The following is a 14466-nucleotide window of genomic DNA, read 5'->3' as shown; positions in this document are numbered from 1 at the left end:
CAAAAAGCAATCAAAAAATGAATCCCATAATGAAAGCGAGCTCTAGTTCTGCAATCGCAAGATGCCACAATCAATGCGACATCTTACGTCATGCTCAAAAAACAAAATGTCACAAAAAAAGACGAGCATGACATCCAATCATTACAATTGAACACCATTCACTCGCCTCTATTCAAAACAACCTATTGCTTATCCAACTCTTGCTTCAACAACTGATTCGCAAGCTGTGGATTCGCTTGACCTTTCGACAACTTCATAATTTGTCCAACTAAGAAGCCCATTGCCTTCCCTTTACCATTCTTATAATCTTCAACAGATTGTGGATTTTCAGCAATCGCTTGTTGTACAAATGCTAACACAGCGCCTTCATCAGAAATTTGAACAAGACCTTGATCTTTCATAATTTGCTTCGCGTCCCCACCATTTTTCGCTAATTCAGGGAAGACTTTTTTCGCAATTTTACTACTCATAGTACCGTCTTCAATCAATTTGATCATACCGGCTAAGTTAGCTGGTGTTAAGCCTGTATCTTGTAACTCAATTTGATTTTTATTGAGATATTCATTTACACCACCCATTAACCAGTTCGAAATCATTTTCACATCTGCGCCTTCTTCAACAGCCGCTTCAAAGAAATCTGACATCTCTTTCGTTAATGTTAAAACATGCGCGTCATATGCTGGTAAGCCGAATTTTTTCACATATTTTTCTTTACGCGCATCTGGTAATTCAGGAATGGATTCACGAACACGCGCTTTCCATGCTTCATCAATATATAAAGGTACGATATCTGGCTCTGGGAAGTAACGGTAGTCATCTGATGCTTCTTTCACACGCATTAAAATCGTTTTACCAGTAGATTCATCAAAACGACGTGTCTCTTGTAAAATTTCGCCACCATTTAATAATTCTTCTTCTTGGCGTTTAACTTCATATTCTAAACCTTTACGTACGTTGTTAAATGAGTTTAAGTTTTTAAGTTCAGCTTTCGTACCAAATTCTTTTTGACCGTATGGACGTAAAGATACGTTCGCGTCACAACGTAATGAACCTTCTTCCATTTTACCGTCAGATACGCCTGTGTATTGAATAATAGAACGTAATTTTTCTAAATACGCATACGCTTCTTCAGGTGAACGAAGATCTGGTTCTGAGACGATTTCAATTAATGGTGTGCCTTGACGGTTTAAGTCTACAAGTGAATAGCCGTCTTTATGTGTTGACTTCCCGGCATCTTCTTCCATGTGTAAACGTGTAATACCGATACGTTTTGTTTCGCCATTCACTTCAATATCGATATAGCCATTTTCACCAATCGGTTGATCTAATTGTGAAATTTGGTAAGCTTTCGGGTTATCTGGGTAGAAATAGTTTTTACGGTCAAATTTTGATTCTGTTGCAATTTCCATGTTTAATGCCATCGCTGCACGCATAGACCAATCTACTGCACGACGGTTCACTGTTGGTAAAACACCAGGATACGCCAAATCGATGACGCTTGTATTTGTATTCGGTTCTGCACCGTATGCTACCGGCGCATTTGAAAACATTTTTGAGTCCGTTTTCAATTCAACATGGACCTCAAGTCCGATTATCGTTTCAAAATGCATTGATTGCCACTCCTTATAATTTTTGATATTGGTCGTGTAAGTTAAATTGTGTTTCGTATTGATGTGCGACGCGATATAACGTTTTTTCATCGAACGGTTTACCGATCAGTTGTAAACCAATTGGTCGACCATTTTCCGCTAAACCACACGGTACAGAAATACCAGGTAAACCGGCTAAGTTCACTGGTGTTGTTAATAAGTCATTGGCATACATTGTTAACGGATCATTGATTTCAGCACCTAAATCAAACGCAACAGTTGGTGTTGTTGGTCCTAAAATGACATCGTAATCTTTAAAAACATTTTCAAAGTCATTTTTAATTAATGTACGTACTTTTTGGGCTTTTTTATAATAAGCATCGTAATAACCAGAACTCAATACATACGTTCCTAATAAAATACGACGTTTCACTTCTTTACCAAAGCCTTCACTACGAGATAATTTGTATAATTCTTCTAAACTTTCCGCTTCTTTTGAATGGTAACCGTAACGAATACCGTCGAAGCGTGCTAAGTTTGATGACGCCTCAGCTGAAGCAATGACATAATATGAAGGAATACCATATGCTGTTCTTGGTAATGACACTTCTTCAACGATAGCACCTAAAGATTTGAAAGTTTCTGCAGCTTTTAATACCGCTTCTTTCACTTCTTCGTCGACACCTTCACCGATGTATTCTTTAGGCAATGCAATTTTCATGTCTTTAATATCTTTACCGATATCAGCTGTAAAGTCAGTCGCAACGTCTGGCGCACTTGTAGAATCCATTTCATCAACACCTGCAATGGCTTCTAACACTAATGCATTGTCTTTAACATTACGTGTGATTGGACCAATTTGATCAAGTGATGAAGCAAAGGCAACAAGACCAAAACGTGATACACGGCCATATGTCGGTTTTAATCCTACAACGCCACAATAAGCTGCTGGTTGACGAATTGAACCACCAGTATCTGTGCCCAATGTAAATGGTACAAGACCTGCTGCAACTGCCGCTGCTGAACCACCCGATGACCCACCTGGAACGGCTTTATGGTCAAATGGGTTCACTGTCTTTTTAAAATAAGACGTCTCTGTAGAACCACCCATCGCAAACTCGTCTAAGTTGACTTTACCGATGAGAATACCGTTTTCATTATGTAGCTTCTTCATCACTGTTGATTCATAAATCGGTACAAAGCCTTCTAACATCTTACTAGCACAAGTTGTTTCTAAACCTTCAGTAATGATATTATCTTTAATCCCCATTGGAATACCGAATAATTTACCTTCCATTTCACCTTTAGCTTGTAATGCATCTAATTCTTCGGCTTTTTTCATCGCATTTTCTTTATCAAGCGCTAAAAATGATTGAATCGTCGGATCAGTTTCTTCAATTGCGTCATAAATATCTTTTACAATTTCAGAAGGTTTAATTTGATTATCCTTGATCATCTTTTGTAGGTTTTCAATAGATTCATAGCGGATGCTCATCTTTATGCGTCCTCCCTGTTCATAACTGCTGGTACTTTAAATTGTCCAGCTTCCACTTCTTTTGCATTCGTTAATGCTTTTTCTTGTGGCAATCCTTTTACAGCCACATCTTCACGTAATACATTTTGTAAATCTAGTACATGATTTGTAGGTTTAACTTGTTCTGTATCCACAGAATCAATTTGATGACAAAAATTTAAAATACCTTCTAAAGTCTGTTGCATGTCTGCAGTATCTTCTTCAGTCACGTTTAAACGTGCAAGATTCGCAATATGCGCAACTTGTTCTTGGGTAATCTCAGCCATGACGATAAAGCCTCCTTAAAAATACTCTTTTATCTATAAATTGTACCAAATTCCAGCATAAAAATCTAAAATATTTCAAACAAGATGCGACACGACACATGCCTTTCTACTTTATATGTCACCTTAATTCCCTTTTGACACCCGACTGGACTGAAAACTGTCACCACCACTGTATTATTTATTTATATTTATAACGTGATACTGAATAATTATTTAAATTTAATTTCAACCTACTAACGCTGATATGATGCTATTTATCCCACATTTGTAAGGCTAAATTACACAAAAACTGTTAAATACACCTTTCCTTTCGTATACAATTCTGTATAATAATCTTATGCAAGTGAAAACAAAAGGGGAGATTAATATGGTTTTAATCGGTTCTACTTTGTCAAGTCAAGTTAACTTAGATTGGCAAACGTATATTATGATTGCCATTTATTTCATTATCTTACTCGGTATTGGTTACTATGGTTATAAACAAGCAACGAGTAACTTGAGTGAGTATATGTTAGGTGGTAGAAGCATCGGGCCATGGGTGACTGCACTTTCAGCAGGCGCTTCCGATATGAGTGGTTGGATGATTATGGGATTACCTGGAGAAGTTTATTCGACTGGGTTATCTGCTGTTTGGATTACGATTGGTCTCACACTCGGTGCTTACGTCAATTATTTAGTTGTTGCACCAAGGTTACGTGCACATACAGAAATTGCTGGTGATGCGATTACGTTACCAGATTTCTTTAAAAACCGTCTAGATGATCAATCCAATTTGATTAAAATTATTTCAGGATTGATTATTGTCGTATTCTTTACATTATATACACATGCCGGATTAGTATCTGGTGGAAAGTTATTCGACAGTGCATTCGGTTTAGATTATCATGCCGGATTGATTTTAATCGCAGTCATCGTGATTCTTTACACATTTTTTGGTGGGTATTTGGCTGTATCGATCACTGACTTTTTTCAAGGGGTAATTATGTTAGTGGCAATGGTCATGGTACCTATCGTCTTGTTGTTAAAATTAAACGGTTTAGATACATTTCAAACGATTGCAGAAATGAAACCTACAAATTTAGATTTATTTAAAGGTACAACAGTGATTGGAATTATTTCATTTTTCGCATGGGGATTAGGTTATTTCGGTCAACCGCATATTCTCGTACGTTTTATGTCCATTCGTACGGTGAAGTTATTCCCGTTAACACGTCGTATTGGGATTACATGGATGATTGTTGGTCTACTCGGTGCTGTATTAGTCGGTTTACTGGGTATTGCTTTCGTCCCAGCGCAAGGTGTTCAAATTCAAGACCCAGAAACATTATTTATTTTGATGAGTCAGTTACTTTTCCATCCATTGATTGGTGGTTTCTTACTCGCAGCGATTTTAGCCGCAATTATGAGTACGATTTCTTCTCAATTACTTGTAACATCAAGTTCACTGACGGAAGATTTTTATAAACTCATCCGCGGAGACAAAGGGAATGCTGCAAAACATGAAAAAGAATTTGTAATGGTCGGACGTATTTCTGTTGTGATTGTTGCGGTTGCTGCCATTGCTATTGCGTGGACGCCAAACAACACGATTTTAAACTTAGTCGGTAACGCTTGGGCAGGTTTTGGTGCTGCCTTTGGTCCTTTAGTGATTCTTTCATTGTATTGGAAAGGTCTATCACGTACGGGTGCGATTAGCGGGATGGTCGCCGGTGCATTAACCGTGATTTTATGGATTGTCTTTGCGCATCCATACGGTGACATGAATGATTTCTTTAACTTATACGAAATTGTTCCTGGCTTTATCGTTAGTTTAATCGTCACTGTGCTTGTTTCGAATGTGACGAAAAAGCCTGGCGCATTCGTTGATCATGATATAAATCAAGTCGTGAAACAATTGAAAGATGCAAAGTCAAGACAATAAAACTTAACACACAATGAAATAACAATTTTTAATATGATTCATTTGTGTCATATGATTAAAGGCTGGGAGAGCTAAAATCCCAGCCTTTGTCCATTTATCAAATTTTCCTGTACACACATATAATCTTCAAAGTCATTTTTCTTCACTTTCTACATCATAAAATAGGACATCATCAATGTATTTTGAGTAATGATAAAGGCAAAACACTATAGCAAATGAATTTGAATGCACTATGAAAAAACATTTCTTGATGGAGGTGGCTATGATGTTGTATATCAAAAGTAAAATTGGGTTGATGATAGGATTGCTACTTTTTATTGCTATGTTTTATTTTAAAGTAGCACTTGGAGATTCTATCATTAGACCATTAGGATTTGTTTTATCAGGCGTTATCATAGGCTATGCGTTAGGATATAAGGAAAATAAATAAAAAGACATACATCATTTATATAGATGCTGTTTCACCTTGTTTCTCGAGATGATGCCATAAAAAGAAACGACCATTATACCTCAGAGTGATGAAACTCGAGCTATAGTGGTCGTTTTTTAACTTAATTCACTGGACTACGTTAGTTTTGATAAATATGAACTTGTGGTGATTTATCGTCTTTCGTTTTACGGATAAGTGCACGTGACTCACTGCCATCTTTAATGTGAATTTCATACTGGTCTACAGATTTGAAATCTTTTTCAGCAAGTTGTGTCACATATTGCGTAATGCCGATTAACTCCGCTTTGCCATAATAATCTATCGGCAAGTCGACTGTTAAATTTTGTACTTTTTTGTTTTTGAACTCTGCTTTTCCAACAGCTTGTGTAAAGTTAGAGAAGTAAGACTGTAATGCACTGTTAAAATCTTTAAAGTTAGCATTAAGATTCTCATTTAAATCTGATGCCTCACTTGATGGTAACAATACTGTCTTTTGATCGATTTGATGCCAGTCTGAAAGTTTCGAGCCTTTTTCTTCAGCAGTTGCATAGCTAACGAAATGACCAGGAATGATATCTTCTTGACCTGACTGAATATAAATCGCGAATGTGATTGGAATATCTTTCAAATCATCATTTTCTCTTAAACGTGTTAACATTTCTTCAGCCATTTGACGACCTTGTTTTTTGACTTCTTTTTCATCAAGATTTTTATGATATGTTTCGCCGTATTTCTCTTTTTGATAGTAATAGACACTATTCATCGCCAAACCAATCGTCATGCCTTCGATTTCTTCACCTTTTGTATCTCCATTTGCATAATAATCTTGTTCTAAAATGTTAGATAAATACGCTGGTGAATTTTTAGCGATTTTTTCTTCATCTGTTTCACCATTGACAGATGGATTTAATCCTAAATTAGCTGTCGCATTTTTATTTTCTTTTTCTTTGTCGCTCATTTTATCGAGCTCTTTTTTCGTATACTTCGGTTTAAGATAGGCTCTAATCGTGTCTTTATCTAAATATTGACCATCTTGATATAAATATTCATCAGTGGGATACACTTCTTTACTAATATTGAGTAAGCCATCTTCAAAATCTTCGCCATTATAGCTATTGGCCATATTTTCTTGAATTAAGCCACGTGCCTGACTTTCTTTAAACGGCAAGATTGTTCGATAATCTGTACCTTGCACATTTTTATCTGTCGCAATTTCTTTCACTTTATTATGGTCTCGTTGTTGCGTTTCTGTTTTTTCTTTTGAGGACTTTGATTCATCTTCATCCTGTCCACAAGCTGATAATACAAGTGATAAACCTAAAAGAAGTACTATTGACTTTTTCATCGCCTATCCCCTTACTTATTAATTTCATTTTGTTTATCAATAAAATCTTGTTCTGTCCAAATCATTGTACCAAGTGTTTCGGCTTTTGTTAATTTTGAACCTGCATCTTCACCTGCTATGACAAGATCTGTGGACTTCGTGACGCTGCTTGTTACTTTTGCACCTTGTAATTTTAACCAATTCGAAGCTTCATTACGTGTCATTTGATGAAGTTTACCTGTCAATACAATCGTTTTACCCGCAAATTCAGGATGTCCCTCAACTTGAGATAACTTTTGACCTTTAAATGTCATATTCACATCTTTTGATTTTAACTTTTCAATGAGTGCGCGAATGTCCTCATTTTCTAAATATGTCACTAATGATTGGGCTAACTTTTCCCCCACATCATAAATTTCCACCAATTCATCTTCAGTGACGGTTAACAGACGATCCATCGTTTCGTACTTTTCGGCTAACACTTGACTTGCTTTCACACCTAAATGACGAATGCCAAGTCCAAATAACAAGTTTTCAAGAGAGCGCCCTTTCGACGTTTCTATCGCGTCAATTAATTTTTGAGCTTTCTTTTCACCCATACGTTCTAGCGGTAATAAATCATCTTTCGTAAGGTAGAAAATGTCCGCAACATCTTTAATTAACTCGTGCGTATACAATTGTTCGATGATTTTCGTACCTAAGCCATCTATATTCATCGCTTGACGAGATACGAAATGAATTAACCCTTCAACGAGTTGTGCCTGACATTTCGGGTTGATACAACGTAAAGCGACTTCACCTTCAATCCGAACGAGTTCATGATCACAGCTTGGACAATGTGTCGGCATATGATAGGTCACGGCATCTTCTGGTCGACGATCTAAAATCACACGCACAACTTCTGGAATAATGTCACCTGCTTTTTTAATAACCACACTATCACCAATACGAATATCTTTATCATGAATTAAATCTTCGTTATGTAAAGATGCTCTCGAAACCGTTGTCCCTGCGACACGTACCGGCTCAAGAATAGCGGTAGGTGTGACAACCCCAGTGCGTCCGATACTTAACTCGATATCTAATAGTTCTGTAATCACTTCTTCAGCTGGAAATTTGTACGCAATCGCCCATCTCGGTGATTTTTGGGTAAAGCCCATTTCCTCCTGATGTTCAAGGTGATTCACTTTAATAACAATGCCGTCTATATCATAAGGCAATTGTTCACGTTGCTTGGTCCATTTTTCAATATATTCAAGCACTTCATCAATCGTATTCACTTTTTCACGTTCATGATTGGTTTTAAATCCGAGTTCATCAAGCTCATCTAACGCTTCACTTTGCGTTGAGGCATCGAGCTCTGTAAAGTCGTTAATACTATATAAAAAGATGTCCAGTTTACGTGCTGCCGCGAGTTTTGAATCGAGTTGACGCAATGACCCCGCTGCCGCATTTCTCGGATTAGCAAACGGCTGTTCATCGCGCGCTGCTTTTGCCTCATTCAACTTCAAAAATGATTGACGCGGCATATACGCTTCCCCACGCACTTCAAACGAAATTTTCTTGTTTAAAGTAAGAGGAATCGCATAAATCGTCTTTAAATTTTCAGTGATATCTTCACCCGTTGTCCCGTCACCACGTGTTAAACCTTGAACGAGCTTCCCATCAACATACTTTAAAGAGACAGCCAAACCATCAATCTTCAACTCACACATATATTCCACTTCGCCAACTGCATCACGTACACGTTGGTCGAACTTTCTTAAATCCGCTTCATTAAATGCATTCGATAAACTTAACATTGGTGTATCATGATTGACCTTTTCAAACGATGACTGCGCCTCTCCACCTACACGGACAGTTGGAGAATCTGCCGTTTTAAGTTCTGGATGTTTCGTTTCAATCTCAATTAATTCATGTAGTAATTTGTCATATTCACTATCTGGGACACTGGGATTATCTTGAACGTGATATTCATAGTTGTATTGGTGTAATAATTTGTGCAATGTTTCAACACGTTGGGCTATAGATGACATCCTTTAATCCTCCTTCTTTTCAATAGGCGCAAATTGTGCAAGTAAACGTTTCGGACCTTCAGATTTGAAAATAATATCCAATTCAATAGAGCCATTTTTATTATTGACGTTTGAAACCATACCTTCACCCCATGATTTGTGCATCACTTTATCGCCTACTTTCCAATCTGACGTTGCTGATGAAGCGGTTGTACTTTTAACAGTACGTTGACTAAAGCCACGTTTAGCTGGCTGACGTTTTTTCATACCGATAGCCGTTGCTTGTTGACGTTCAGGTAAATCGAGCAACGCTTCTGGAATTTCGTTTAAAAAGCGTGAACGCGCATTGCTTTGAGGACGTCCAAATAACGTACGTGATGTTGCATGCGATAAATAAAGCTCTTCTTCAGCACGCGTAATTGCGACATAACTGATACGTCTTTCTTCTTCCATTTCGTGATCATTATCACTTTTAATCGCACGAATATGCGGGAAAATTGATTCTTCCATACCGATAATAAACACAATTGGAAACTCTAATCCTTTCGCTGAGTGCATCGTCATTAATGTCACACCATCTTCTAAGTTCGCTTCATCCACATCTGCAACGAGCGACAAGTCTGTTAAGAAATTGATCAAAGATTGTTCCTCTAAAGGCGTATTTTTTTCATAATCAACAGGTACTGACATAAACTCATCAATATTTTCGAGACGACTGCGTGATTCAAGTGACTGATCACGCTGTAACATTTCACGATATCCAGATTTTTCTAAGACTTCCTCTACAATTTCTGAAATCTCGAGGAATTCTTGTTCTTGCATTAAGTTCGACATGAGTTGATAAAATTCTGCAGCTGCTTGTGAGACCTTTTTCGATAAGCCAATAAAATCTACTTCTGCTAATGCATCAAACATAGTTAATTCATGATCCGCGGCATAATTTGCAATTTTTTCAACCGACGAGGGCCCGATACCGCGTTTAGGCACATTGATAATACGTTGTAAGCTAATATCGTCTGCACTATTGGCAATTAAACGTAAATAACTAAGTAAGTCTTTAATCTCTTTTCGGTCATAGAACTTTTGACCGCCGACCATGACATAAGGAATATTAGATTTCAAAAACGTTTCCTCTAGTACACGTGATTGCGCATTTGTGCGATAGAGCACCGCTATATCTTTATAACGTTTACCCTTTTTTTGCTGTTTAAAAATTTCTCTCACGACATATTCTGTTTCATCGCGTTCACTCATCGCTTCGTAATAATGAATCTTTTCACCTTGCTGATTCGCTGTCCAGAGTCCTTTTGGTTTACGCTCTGTATTGTGACGAATCACTTCATTTGCCGCTTGTAAAATCGTCTTTGTCGAACGATAGTTTTGCTCTAAAAAGATTGTACGTGCATTCGGATAATCGTTTTCAAATGATAAAATATTGTGGATGTTTGCGCCACGCCAACCGTAAATAGACTGGTCAGAATCCCCTACTACACATAGATTTTTAAACTTTTGCGCTAACAAATTCACTAATGTATATTGTGCGGTGTTCGTATCTTGATACTCATCGACATGAATATATTGAAATTTATTTTGATAATAATCTAACACTTCTGGCACACGTTCAAACAATTGAATTGTCGTCATAATCAAGTCATCAAAGTCTAGCGCTTGGTTACGAATAAGCTGTTGTTGATACCCTTTGTATACGGTCGCCACCATTCGAGAAAAATAGTCATTTGCTTCAGCCTCTGCTTTTGCTGGTGTCATCAATTCATTTTTGAGCTGACTGATTTCTCCGATAAACATTCTTGGTTCATATTTTTTCGGGTCAATATTTTCACGCTTTAATACATCTTTAAGCACAGATTTTTGGTCTGTTGGATCGATAATCGTAAAATTGCGTTCAATCCCGATACGATCTGCATCACGTCGTAAAATACGCACGCACATAGAGTGGAAAGTCGACATCCAAATGACTTCTGCTTCTTCTCCCACGAGCGCTTGAACACGTTCTTTCATTTCTTTAGCGGCTTTATTCGTAAATGTAATTGCCAATATATTATATGGAGATACATCTTTTTCATCTAATAAGTAGGCAATTCGATGCGTCAGTACTCTTGTTTTCCCTGAGCCTGCACCTGCCATAATTAAAAGCGGTCCCTCAGTCGTACGCACCGCTTCACTCTGTTCTTTATTCATATTTTCAACGAGTGGATTCATTATGTTCTCTCCTTTATTTTCGTAGTTTTAAGGGCTGCTTTAATATCTTCATAAATGACATTGCCCACAATAATCGTATCTGCTATTTGTGCCATTTCCATCGCTTTATCAATATGATTAATCCCGCCACCATAAAATAATTGCGTATTCGAAAGCGCTTGTTTCGCTGCACGCACCATTTCGGGATTTCCATATTGTCCGCTGTATTCTAAGTAGAGCACAGGCAAACGATAAAACGACTCAGCCATTTGCGCATATGCCACGATATCCGATTCATCTAATGTTGTCTGTGCGCTTGTCTGTGTTGCGACCTTACTCTCAGGATTCAACACAACATAACCTTCAAACACCATTTCATCAAAATCAATCATGTGTCCATAGGCTTTCAGCGCACTATGTAATAATCCATTATGGTATGTCACATCTGTACTATTCAATACAGTCGGCACAAAATAAAAATCAAATCCTGGCATCGTACTCTCAAGATTTGAAATTTCTAATGCTAACGGTAGAGGATAACGGCGGACACGGCTCATCAAATGAATGACATTATCTTCAGTGACGTCATCCGTACCACCAATCATAATTGCGTCTGTATTTGACATACAAATTTGTTCTAAATCGGCGTCTGAAATCTCTTTTGCAGGGTCTAGTTTAAAAATATGACGCCATTCCTTGATATCATACATAGTTGATGACTCCTTTAATTTTCGTAACTTATATTATAGCACTTTTACTTATTGATATCTAAAGTTCATGCAAATATCGTATGCATTTTTTAGAGGATTTCACTACAATTAAAATGAATCGTTTATCGCGTCTTACATACCTCGGTTAAACCATGTTTTCATATGATGTTCAACACAGTTCATTACTCGTTGTACGTCGCAATTTCCAATCAAAACGAAAGGCTCCTCTCGATATCAACTTAAAATTCAAGTCAATATTGAAAGAAGCCTTTTCATCCTACTGTAAAATTTACTTACAACTTAGTTTCAATATTCATGCGGTCTAGAATCATTGTGTAGGCATCATTTCCCCATTGTAATGAACGTTTAACACGAGAAATCGTTGCCGTAGATGCACCTGATTCTTTTTCAATCGTTGCGTAAGTGTAGCCTTGCTTAATCATCTTCGCAACTTGAAGGCGTTGTGATAAAGATTGTAACTCATTCACTGTACATAAATCATCAAAAAATTGATAACATTCTTCACGCGTCTCTAATGTTAATACTGCATCGAATAATTCATCCAAAGCTTTTCCGCGTAACTTTTCTATTTGCATGCGAACAACCCCTATTTAAATAATCTATTACTATTTTAACGGATTAATAGATTAAAGTGTAGTGAAATTATTCTAAACCGACTCTTTTAAATATTGTATCAACTTGGTTCAAGTGATGTCTAGGATCAAAGCACGCATCAAGTTCTTCTTTTGAAAGCTTATCTGTAATTTTTGAATCAGCTTCTACAAGTTCTCTAAATGGTGTTTTTGTTTCCCATGATTCCATTGCTTTCGGTTGAACTGTATCATACGCTTCTTCACGCACCATTCCTTTATCGATTAAAGCAAGTAACACACGCTGTGAATAAATGAGACCAAACGTTTTATTCATATTCGCTGTCATGTTTTCTTCATAAACAGTTAAACGGTCAATAATATTTGTAAAACGGTTTAATGCGTAATCTAATGCAATCGTTACATCTGGTAACATAATACGTTCAGCTGAAGAATGTGAAATATCACGTTCATGCCATAATGCCACATTTTCATATGCCGTCGTTAAATAACCACGAATCACACGTGCAATTCCTGTAATGTTTTCTGAGCCGATTGGATTACGTTTGTGTGGCATTGCAGAAGAACCTTTTTGTCCTTTTGCAAATGCTTCTTCTACTTCACGTGTTTCCGTTTTTTGAAGATTACGCACTTCGACAGCGAATTTTTCAAGAGAAGTTGCAATTAAGCTTAATGTCGCAATGTAGTATGCGTGACGATCACGTTGTAACGTTTGTGTTGAAATCGGTGCTGTACCAATACCTAAATGTTTACAAACATAAGCTTCTATTTCAGGTGGAATGTTCGCAAATGTTCCGACTGCACCGCTCATTTTACCTACTTCGATTTCAGTTCTTACATTTTTGAAACGTTCCATGTTACGTTGCATTTCTGCATACCATAACGCCATTTTTAAACCAAAAGTCGTTGGCTCAGCATGCACACCATGTGTACGGCCCATCATTAATGTTGTTTTATACTTTTTCGCTTTCGCTGCTAATACATCAATGAAACGTTGAATGTCTTGTTCTAAAATGTCATTCGCTTGTTTAATTTGATAGCTTAACGCTGTGTCTACAACGTCTGTTGAAGTCAAACCATAATGTACCCATTTACGCTCGTCGCCTAAAGTTTCTGACACTTGACGCGTGAAAGCAACAACGTCATGGCGTGTTTCTTGTTCGATTTCTTTCGCACGTTCCACATCTACACGTGCATGTTGGCGAATCTTTTTCACATCTTCTTTCGGAATGTAACCTAACTCACTCCATGCTTCACTCGCAAGGATTTCTACTTCTAACCAAGCTTCATAACGATTTTGATCCGTCCAAATTTGAGCCATTTCTTCTCTTGAATAACGTTCGATCATGTTTATTAAACTCCAATCTTGTAATGTTAGTATCATTGTATCAAAACAATCAATCATGTACATGTATTATTCAAACAAATTTATCGTTCGTAATCAAGCCTCAAATGCATATTCGTATGAATTTGTTGATTTTTAATACGTTCAGTTCATGTCGCGCCTCAATCCACCCGCCAATATACTGATACATCAAAGTTTATCACGCTTTCACTTTCGGTTTATCCTTCTCTATGACACACGTCTAAGCTTGTTTGTCACTCTTGATGTTACGCATTAAACACGAACATTATAACGAAAAAAACTAAAAATATTCGACATCTCGCTAGGCAATACCAGCTTATTTACAACGCTTTATCATTTAATTGATTCGACATCTATCCATTCACGTGATAGTTAATCGAGTAGGAGAATAGTCATTAATTGACTATTCGTCCTCTCACACCACCGAGCGTACGGTTCCGTACTCGGCGGTTCAATATCTTGCGTAAGCCAACTCTGCAAGCTGGGCTAATGGTATCAGCC

11 protein-coding genes are annotated in these 14466 nt (G+C 37.3%); 2 read left to right on the top strand and 9 right to left on the bottom strand.

Features of this window, described 5'->3' with window-relative positions; translation table 11 throughout:
* Positions 1-182 precede the first annotated feature (182 nt).
* Genes gatB through gatC form a run of 3 tightly spaced genes read right to left on the bottom strand, consistent with a single transcriptional unit; the run spans position 183 to position 3389 of the window.
* Positions 183-1610 (bottom strand): Asp-tRNA(Asn)/Glu-tRNA(Gln) amidotransferase subunit GatB, encoded by a 1428-nt coding sequence (gatB, locus tag CCE82_RS09705; protein ID WP_086429196.1) that lies wholly within the window; start codon positions 1608-1610, stop codon positions 183-185.
* 13 nt (positions 1611-1623) lie between these two features.
* Entirely contained in the window at positions 1624-3084 is a 1461-nt protein-coding gene (gatA, locus tag CCE82_RS09700; RefSeq protein ID WP_086429195.1) for an Asp-tRNA(Asn)/Glu-tRNA(Gln) amidotransferase subunit GatA, read from the bottom strand.
* Between the two features lie 2 nt (positions 3085-3086).
* Positions 3087-3389, bottom strand: a complete 303-nt coding sequence (gene gatC / locus CCE82_RS09695; protein ID WP_086429194.1) for an Asp-tRNA(Asn)/Glu-tRNA(Gln) amidotransferase subunit GatC — start codon at positions 3387-3389, stop codon at positions 3087-3089.
* 367 nt (positions 3390-3756) lie between these two features.
* Between gatC and putP the strand changes: the two genes are divergently transcribed.
* Positions 3757-5310: a sodium/proline symporter PutP gene (putP, locus tag CCE82_RS09690; RefSeq protein ID WP_086429193.1), complete on the top strand. Its 1554-nt coding sequence runs from the start codon at positions 3757-3759 to the stop codon at positions 5308-5310.
* Positions 5311-5575: 265 nt separating this feature from the next.
* Positions 5576-5740: a hypothetical protein gene (locus tag CCE82_RS12975; protein ID WP_159454531.1), complete on the top strand. Its 165-nt coding sequence runs from the start codon at positions 5576-5578 to the stop codon at positions 5738-5740.
* A gap of 139 nt (positions 5741-5879) precedes the next feature.
* On the opposite strand, the gene CCE82_RS09685 is transcribed toward CCE82_RS12975, so the two are convergent.
* The 6 genes from CCE82_RS09685 to purB all read right to left on the bottom strand — a co-directional run bounded on the left by CCE82_RS09685 (position 5880) and on the right by purB (position 13947).
* Positions 5880-7085: a CamS family sex pheromone protein gene (locus tag CCE82_RS09685; RefSeq protein ID WP_086429192.1), complete on the bottom strand. Its 1206-nt coding sequence runs from the start codon at positions 7083-7085 to the stop codon at positions 5880-5882.
* Positions 7086-7096: 11 nt separating this feature from the next.
* Positions 7097-9100 (bottom strand): NAD-dependent DNA ligase LigA, encoded by a 2004-nt coding sequence (gene ligA / locus CCE82_RS09680; protein WP_086429191.1) that lies wholly within the window; start codon positions 9098-9100, stop codon positions 7097-7099.
* A gap of 3 nt (positions 9101-9103) precedes the next feature.
* On the bottom strand, positions 9104-11299 hold the full coding sequence (gene pcrA, locus CCE82_RS09675; protein ID WP_086429190.1) for a DNA helicase PcrA: 2196 nt from the start codon (positions 11297-11299) through the stop codon (positions 9104-9106).
* Entirely contained in the window at positions 11299-11988 is a 690-nt protein-coding gene (gene pcrB, locus CCE82_RS09670; RefSeq protein WP_086429189.1) for a heptaprenylglyceryl phosphate synthase, read from the bottom strand. Before pcrB ends, pcrA begins: the two co-directional genes overlap by 1 nt.
* A gap of 293 nt (positions 11989-12281) precedes the next feature.
* Complete coding sequence (locus CCE82_RS09665) at positions 12282-12584, bottom strand: YerC/YecD family TrpR-related protein (protein WP_014613451.1); 303 nt, start codon at positions 12582-12584, stop codon at positions 12282-12284.
* A gap of 67 nt (positions 12585-12651) precedes the next feature.
* The gene (purB, locus tag CCE82_RS09660) at positions 12652-13947 is read right to left on the bottom strand and encodes an adenylosuccinate lyase (protein WP_086429188.1); all 1296 of its coding nucleotides are present in this window, start codon (positions 13945-13947) and stop codon (positions 12652-12654) included.
* Positions 13948-14466 lie beyond the last annotated feature (519 nt).

Source organism: Staphylococcus cornubiensis (genome assembly GCF_900183575.1).
Taxonomy (GTDB): domain Bacteria; phylum Bacillota; class Bacilli; order Staphylococcales; family Staphylococcaceae; genus Staphylococcus; species Staphylococcus cornubiensis.
This window is presented reverse-complemented; position numbering and strand designations above follow the sequence as displayed.

What these genes read in the sequence shown, in the direction of transcription:
- gatB (WP_086429196.1), bottom strand. Translation starts at nt 1,610, where the DNA reads ATGCATTTTGAAACGATAATCGGACTTGAGGTCCATGTTGAATTGAAA.
- gatA (WP_086429195.1), bottom strand. Translation starts at nt 3,084, where the DNA reads ATGAGCATCCGCTATGAATCTATTGAAAACCTACAAAAGATGATCAAG.
- gatC (WP_086429194.1), bottom strand. Translation starts at nt 3,389, where the DNA reads ATGGCTGAGATTACCCAAGAACAAGTTGCGCATATTGCGAATCTTGCA.
- putP (WP_086429193.1), top strand. Translation starts at nt 3,757, where the DNA reads ATGGTTTTAATCGGTTCTACTTTGTCAAGTCAAGTTAACTTAGATTGG.
- CCE82_RS12975 (WP_159454531.1), top strand. Translation starts at nt 5,576, where the DNA reads ATGTTGTATATCAAAAGTAAAATTGGGTTGATGATAGGATTGCTACTT.
- CCE82_RS09685 (WP_086429192.1), bottom strand. Translation starts at nt 7,085, where the DNA reads ATGAAAAAGTCAATAGTACTTCTTTTAGGTTTATCACTTGTATTATCA.
- ligA (WP_086429191.1), bottom strand. Translation starts at nt 9,100, where the DNA reads ATGTCATCTATAGCCCAACGTGTTGAAACATTGCACAAATTATTACAC.
- pcrA (WP_086429190.1), bottom strand. Translation starts at nt 11,299, where the DNA reads ATGAATCCACTCGTTGAAAATATGAATAAAGAACAGAGTGAAGCGGTG.
- pcrB (WP_086429189.1), bottom strand. Translation starts at nt 11,988, where the DNA reads ATGTATGATATCAAGGAATGGCGTCATATTTTTAAACTAGACCCTGCA.
- CCE82_RS09665 (WP_014613451.1), bottom strand. Translation starts at nt 12,584, where the DNA reads ATGCAAATAGAAAAGTTACGCGGAAAAGCTTTGGATGAATTATTCGAT.
- purB (WP_086429188.1), bottom strand. Translation starts at nt 13,947, where the DNA reads ATGATCGAACGTTATTCAAGAGAAGAAATGGCTCAAATTTGGACGGAT.